The sequence below is a fragment of the Saccharothrix sp. NRRL B-16348 genome (assembly GCF_001280085.1).
GTDB lineage: Bacteria > Actinomycetota > Actinomycetes > Mycobacteriales > Pseudonocardiaceae > Actinosynnema.
On record NZ_LGED01000210.1, the window covers coordinates 1 to 6,383 of the forward strand.

General features: G+C 72.0%; 5 protein-coding genes. 2 read left to right on the forward strand and 3 right to left on the reverse strand.

Going from position 1 to position 6,383, the window contains the following annotated elements; translation table 11 throughout:
• Window positions 1-1,204, forward strand: a 1,204-nt coding sequence (locus ADK67_RS26370; RefSeq protein WP_053719204.1) for a non-reducing end alpha-L-arabinofuranosidase family hydrolase, incomplete at its 5' end; no start/stop codon positions are given.
• A gap of 339 nt (window positions 1,205-1,543) precedes the next feature.
• On the opposite strand, the gene ADK67_RS26375 is transcribed toward ADK67_RS26370, so the two are convergent.
• A complete protein-coding gene (locus ADK67_RS26375; protein ID WP_053719205.1) occupies window positions 1,544-2,632 on the reverse strand; it encodes a helix-turn-helix transcriptional regulator in 1,089 nt (362 codons plus the stop codon).
• A 90-nt stretch (window positions 2,633-2,722) separates the two neighbouring features.
• On the opposite strand from ADK67_RS26375, the gene ADK67_RS26380 reads away from it, so the two are divergent.
• Window positions 2,723-4,018 (forward strand): FAD/NAD(P)-binding protein, encoded by a 1,296-nt coding sequence (locus ADK67_RS26380; RefSeq protein WP_053719206.1) that lies wholly within the window; start codon window positions 2,723-2,725, stop codon window positions 4,016-4,018.
• Window positions 4,019-4,137: 119 nt separating this feature from the next.
• Here ADK67_RS26380 and ADK67_RS26385 read toward each other — a convergent pair whose 3' ends face one another.
• Both ADK67_RS26385 and ADK67_RS26390 read right to left on the reverse strand, forming a co-directional pair.
• Window positions 4,138-4,626 carry a cellulose binding domain-containing protein gene (locus ADK67_RS26385; protein WP_197289620.1) on the reverse strand — a complete coding sequence of 163 codons (489 nt, stop codon included), beginning with the start codon at window positions 4,624-4,626 and terminating at the stop codon, window positions 4,138-4,140.
• 209 nt (window positions 4,627-4,835) lie between these two features.
• Entirely contained in the window at window positions 4,836-6,368 is a 1,533-nt protein-coding gene (locus tag ADK67_RS26390) for an AMP-binding protein (protein ID WP_053719208.1), read from the reverse strand.
• Window positions 6,369-6,383: the final 15 nt, after the last annotated feature.

Consider the following 6,383-nt stretch of genomic DNA (forward strand, 5'->3'; position numbering starts at 1 on the left):
CAGCTGGTCGACGGCCGACCACGCCGCCATCCACCAGTGGACCGACCACAACGGCACCAACCAGCAGTTCCGGCTGGCCGACTCCGACGGCGGCTACGTCCGGCTGGTCAACCGCAACAGCAACAAGGTCGTCGAGGTGCAGGGCGCGTCCACCGCCGACGGCGCGGCCGTGGTGCAGTACAGCGACTGGGGCGGCAGCAACCAGCAGTGGCAACTCGTCCGGGTCGACGGGGGCAACGGCACCTGCGCGCTGCCGTCGACGTACCGCTGGACGTCGACCGGCCCGCTGGCGAACCCGAAGGCGGGGTGGGCCTCGCTCAAGGACTTCACCACCGTGAAGTACAACGGCCAGAACCTCGTCTATGCCACGACGCACAACACCCTCGACGGTGAGCAGGGGCGTTGGGGATTGATGAGCTTCAGCCCCTTCACGAACTGGTCCGACATGGCCACCGCCACCCAGAACACGATCCCCTTCGACGGCATCGCGCCGACGCTGTTCTACTTCGCCCCGAAGAACCTCTGGGTGCTCGCCTACAACGGGGCTTGGCCGTACAGCTTCGGCTACCGCACCTCGAGCGACCCCACCAACCCCAACGGCTGGGGCCCGCAGCAGGAACTCTTCACGACCACCCTCCCGGACGTTGTGGAGCCCGACGGCACGCGCCGGAAGGTCGGCCCCCTCGACGTGACCCTCATCGGCGACGACGCGAACATGTACATGTTCTTCGCCGACGATGAGGGCGGCATCTACCGCGCCGACATGCCCATCGGCAACTTCCCGGGCACCTTCGGTTCGTTCACGAAGATCATGAGCGACACGGCGCTCAACCTGTTCGAGGCGGTCGAGGTCTACAAGGTCCAGGGTCAGAACCAGTACCACATGATCGTCGAGGCCCAGAATTACACGGGGTACGGTCGCTACTTCCGCTCGTTCACGGCCACCAGCCTCGGCGGCACGTGGACACCGCAGCCGCAGGCCGACACCGTCACCAGCCCCTTCGCCGGCAGTGTCAACAGCGGCGCGACGGCCTGGACCAGGGACATCAGCCACGGCGATCTGGTTCGCGCCAACCCCGACCAGACCAAGACCATCGACCCCTGCAACCTCCAGTTCCTCTACCAGGGGCGCGACCCCAGCACCGACGGCTCGCCCTACGGCACCCTGCCTTACCGGCCGGGGGTGCTGACACTGCAGCGCTGACCGGTGGCGTGACGCAGGCCCGGCTCCGGTGTTCCTGACGTTCGCGGGCGACGACGTACGCCGAACCGGGTGAGCGTCACAGCGAGCGATCAGGAACGGTGGCGCTTCCGCGGGCGGGCTCGGTGCAAGGCCGAGCCCGCCCGCCACGTCCCGTCCGCCGTTTCGCCGATGTGGTGACCAGGGACCCCAATTCAGCCCCCGGGCCTCCGCCGACGCCTGCCGGGCCGCCCAATCCATGGGCGCGGTCGGCAGCTCGGCCGAGCGATCACCGGCCGGACACGGCCTGACGTCGCCTCGACACGGGGTGCGATACCGCGTCAGCGGACGGGTCCAGCCTGGTCAGTCGTGCCACACCCGGACGACGGCCGCGCGGTTCGAACCCTGGAGGTGCTCGGTGTAGAGCCGGGCGACCAGCTCGCCGCGGCTGGTCACGCCGGTCTTGCCGAAGATCGCCTTCACGTGGTCGCGGACGGTGTGCGGCGAGAGGTGCAGGCGACGGGCCAACTGCGCGGTGGACAGGCCGCGGGCGACGAGTTGGGTGATCTCCAGTTCCCGCTCGGTCAGGCCGTAGGCGGCGGTCAGCAGTGGTGCGATGTCGGCGGCCTTGGCGGGTTCCACGACGACGGCGGCCTGGGTCGGCGTCCCGTCCGCGTCGCGCAGGCAGGAGGAGTGGAACAGGAGCCACCGGCCGGCGCGGTCGCGTGCGCGGACCCGCGTGCCGTCCTCGACCAGGGCACGGGCGGCCGTGCTGTGCACCCAGGCCGGGACGTGGATGCCCAACCGGGTGGGCGCCGACGGGCCGGCCGGCAGGTCCCGCAGGAAGGCGCGGGCCTCGTCGTTGATCGACAGCAGCGCACCGGACGCGTCGAACAGCAGCAGACCGGGACCTCCCGCGTGGTCGGCCACGGGTTGCGGCGCGGGCACGGCGAACGACCGGAGCCGCTTGCCCAGCACCGGGCTCAGGCCGGCGACCGTGGCGACGTCACGCGCGGTGAAGCTATCGCGGTGGCGTTCGCGGAAGAGGCTGACCTGGCCCCACCACTGACCGTCCACGCGCAACACGGCCCGCAGCTCGTCCGCCAGACCCCGCGGCCGCAGGAACCGCCGGAAGGTGGCGCTGTGCTCGGGCTCGTCGCCGGTGCTCTCGCGCAACGCGGCGACCGGCACCGGCGCGCGGGCGAGGTCGCGGAAGAGGTTGACCTCCTCCGACAGCAGCTCGCAGTCCCAGTAGGTTTCACAGCCGTCCTCGCCCAGGTTCTCCGCGCGCATCGGCGCGGTCGGCAGGCCCGTGGCCGGGTCGGTCGCCTGCCAGACCGCCGCGTCGAACGGCACGACCCGGCGCAGCGCGGCGGACGTCCCCTCGAACAGCGCGAGCGCGTTCGACGCCCTGGCCACGGTCGGCGACAGCGTCCCGTTCCCCCTCGTCATGATCGTGATCCTCGTCCTCGTCCGGCCGACGCGACAACCCCGAGAACGAGGGATGGTCCCGGCTGTCCGGGCCGGGCAGCGTGACGGGACATGGAGATCGGAATCATCGGAGCCGGCGCGGCCGGCGTGAGCGTGCTCGACGCGCTGTCCCTGGCCGACGCGGAACCCGGCGGCGTCACCGTGTTCGAGGGTTCGCCGCGGTGGTGGCGCGGACGGGCGTACCAGCCGGACCTGGACGCGGTGCGGGTGAACGCGCCGCCGGTGATCATGTCGATCCGGCACGGCGACCGGTCGCACTACCCGCGTTGGTTGGCGCGGCGTGACGGGGACGCGGACGCGCACCAGGACGAGCTGCTCGGCGTGCCGATCGTGCCGCGGGCGGTCTACGGCGAGTACCTCGAAGCAACCGCGCTGGAGGCGATCACGCGGTTGCGGCAGCGTGGCTGGCGGGTCGACCTGGTCGGCGACCGGGTGACCGGCCACTCCCCGCCGCGCACCCCTGGCGGCGAGCACCCGGTGGACCACGCCGTGCTGTGCGTGGGCGGCGGAACCCCGGTGGACCACTACGGCCTCGCCGGCAGCCGCGGTTTCGTGCTCGACCCCTACCCGCTCGCCCGCACGCTGGCCGACGTGCCCACGGGCGGTCACGTCCTGGTGATCGGTAGCGGTCTGACCGCTGTCGACATCGTCGCCGCGCTCGCGGCCGACGGGCACACGGGGCCGATCACGATGGTGTCGCGCGGCGGCGTGCTGCCGGACGTGCAGCAGACCCCGGTCCAGCTGGATTTCCGACACCTCACCCGCGAGAACCTGCCGTCCACGCTCACCGGCCTGGTGTCCCTGATGAACGCCGAACTGGCGGAGGCGGGCCAGGACATCGCACCGCTGACCGCCGAGATCACCACCCGCGAACGCCCGGTCGACCGGCTGCGCCGCCAACTGGCCGAGGTCGACTCGCCCTACCTGGGACGGCGTATGTTCGCGGCGGCCGTCCACATGCTCGGCCCGGCCGCGTGGCGCCTGCTCTCCCTCGCCGAACGCACCGTGCTGCGCACCGAGCACTTCCGCACGATCACGAGCCTGGCCTCACCCATGGTGCCGGGCAACGCGCGAACCCTCCTGGCGCTGTTCGACTCCGGCCAACTGCGGCTGGTGCCGGGTGTGCCGAAGATCGAGCCCGGCCCGCGCGGCTTCCGGGTCAGCTCGTCGGACGACCTGACCGCGGACGTGGTGCTGAACGCGACCAACCCACCGACCGGCGGGCTGCACACCGTCGGCGCCACCACCACCGACACGTTCTTCGTCACCCCGAGCGTGCCGACCCTGGCCGCCGTCGCCGCCACGACGGTGGCGGAGATCCTCTCCACCCGACCGCCCGCGCGATAGGCCCGGGACCACGCGCGGAACGGCCCGGCGCCGGCGGTCGCTGACGCCGGGCCGGGCGCCTGCCCGGCATCGTGCGCGAGACAGTGATCCGCCTGCGGGTTCGCCACACGTGCCGGTCGTCAGGACGCGACGCAGCTGACCATCGGGGTGTACGGGTGCGGGCCGCCGGACACGGTGAAGCCGATGGTCGCGGTGTCCTGTGGCGCGAGCACGCCGTTCCAGTCGGCGTTGCGCACGTTCGCCGTCCGGCCGAGGTCGTAGGCGGCGCCGCCCCAGAGGTTGGTGACCACCTGCTCGGGCGCGAGCGTCCACTGCACGTCCCAGGTGGTGATCGGCGAGCCGGCCGTGACGACGACCTCGCCGAGCAGCCCTCCCGGCCACGTGCTGACCAGACGGTAGACGGCGGTGCACCGACCGGTCGGTGCCGGTGTGGTGGTGGAGGGCGGGTAGTCCGTCGGGTGGGTGATCGAGGAGGTGTTCGTCGGCGTGGGTTGCGCCGTGGCGCCGGACTGGCCGGCGACGACGAGTAAGCCGGCGAGAGCCGCCAGCAGCGTCAGCACGAGGCCGGCCGCTGTCGACCCGCGTCTCGGACGAGCGGAGGTGGTCATGTCGGGAGGTCCTTCCTCCGGTGGGGGATGCCGGCGGCGCATCCGAGGCGACTGTGGACCACGCTCAGGATCAAGGTGAAGTCCCGACGTCGTCAAGGGACGGGCGCGCCGAGGTCCGACGCCCTCGACTGGACCTTCGTCCGGCCCGCACGCATCGTCGACGACCGGCGAGCGGTGCCGGCATCGGCGAGAACCCAGGGCCGCCGCGGTCAGGAGCGCCGAATCAGGTCGGCCAGGCGGGCGCGGTCGATCTTGCCGTTGGCGTCGTTCACCGGCAGGACCTCGAAGTGGTGCAGCTCGGCGGGCACCACGTGGGCGGGCAGCTTGGTGCGCAGCCACAGCTCGAAGTCGGCCACCTTGGTGCCCGTGTACGCCGCCACGAGCTGGGTCCGGTCGTTCTCGGTGACCGCGATCACGGCGGCCTCGACGACGTCCGGGTGGCGTCGCAGGGCGGCTTCGACCTCGCCGAGCTCGATGCGGTGACCCATGACCTTCACCTGGTTGTCCAACCGGCCCTGGTGGACCAGGACGCCGTGCTCGCGGCGGACCCGGTCGCCGGTGCGGTACCAGTGCTCGGGGGTCACCTCGGTCTCACCGGTGTGCGGCACGATCGGGCCGCCCGGCTCCCACGACACGAACGCGCCCGCGTTCTGCGTCGGGTTCAGGTAGCCGTCGAAGCGCTGCGGTCCGCGGAAGAGCAGCTCGCCGTCGTCGGTCGGACGGCCGTCCTCGTCCAGCACGACCAGCTCCATGTGGGGGTACGGCACGCCGATCGGCACGGCGCCGTTCGAGCCGACCACCCACCGCTCCCGGTCGAGGGGCAGCCCGTGCTCGGTCACCGTGATGGTGCCCTCGGTCGGGCCGTAGAGGTCGTGGATCTCCGAGTTCGGCGCGACCTGCCGCCACAGCTCGGCGTGCTTCACGGTCACCTGCTCGGCCGCGAAGATGCTGTGCCGCAACGTCGTCGCGCGCCCGAACGGCAGGTTGCCGAAGTGCTGCGCGACGGTGATGACCGACGGCGCGGAGTACCAGTGCGTGAGGCCGCGCGAGACGATGAAGTCGACCGGCGCGTACAGGTCGGCCTTGCCCGCCACCACGACGGTCCCGCCGGTGCCCCACGGCAGGAACATGTCGATCACGGACGGGTCGAAGGTCAGCCCGAACACCTGCGACACCCGGCTGCCGGGACCGCCGGTGAAGCGGGCGATGTTGTGCGGCAGGTACCGCGCGAGGTTGCGGTGTCTGATCGGCACGCCTTTGGGCTGCCCGGTCGAGCCCGACGTGAACAGCAGGTACGCCTCCCGCTCCAGGTCCGTCGGAACCCTCGGCAGCTGCGCGGTCGAAGCGGACTCGCCCAGTTCGACCACGGTCGGCCGCAGCCGTGCGGGCAGCGCGTCGAACAGGCCCGCGACCTCCGGGGCCACCAGTGCCACGTCGACGCTCGCCCGGGTGGTGATGTCGAGGTTGCGGTCGTCCGGGTGGTCGGGCGACAGCGGCACGACGGACGCGCCGAGCCGCTGCACGGCCAGGTAGCCCACGTAGGCGTGGACCGTGCGCGGGGTGACCAGGGCGACGCGGCCCGGCGGCCGGCCGTGCCCGGCCAGGATCGCCGCCGCCTGCCCGAGCGCCGCGTCACGCAGGGCGCGGTAGGTCAGCACCTCGTCGCCGACCTCCAGGGCGGGCAGGTCGGGATACCGTTCGGCGGTGTCGGCGAACCACTCGTAGAGGGTGCGGTCCCGCATGGCCATCTCCTTGTC

Coding starts and splice junctions, on each gene's coding strand:
- ADK67_RS26375 (WP_053719205.1), bottom strand. CDS start 2,632: ATGACGAGGGGGAACGGGACGCTGTCGCCGACCGTGGCCAGGGCGTCG.
- ADK67_RS26380 (WP_053719206.1), top strand. CDS start 2,723: ATGGAGATCGGAATCATCGGAGCCGGCGCGGCCGGCGTGAGCGTGCTC.
- ADK67_RS26385 (WP_197289620.1), bottom strand. CDS start 4,626: ATGACCACCTCCGCTCGTCCGAGACGCGGGTCGACAGCGGCCGGCCTC.
- ADK67_RS26390 (WP_053719208.1), bottom strand. CDS start 6,368: ATGCGGGACCGCACCCTCTACGAGTGGTTCGCCGACACCGCCGAACGG.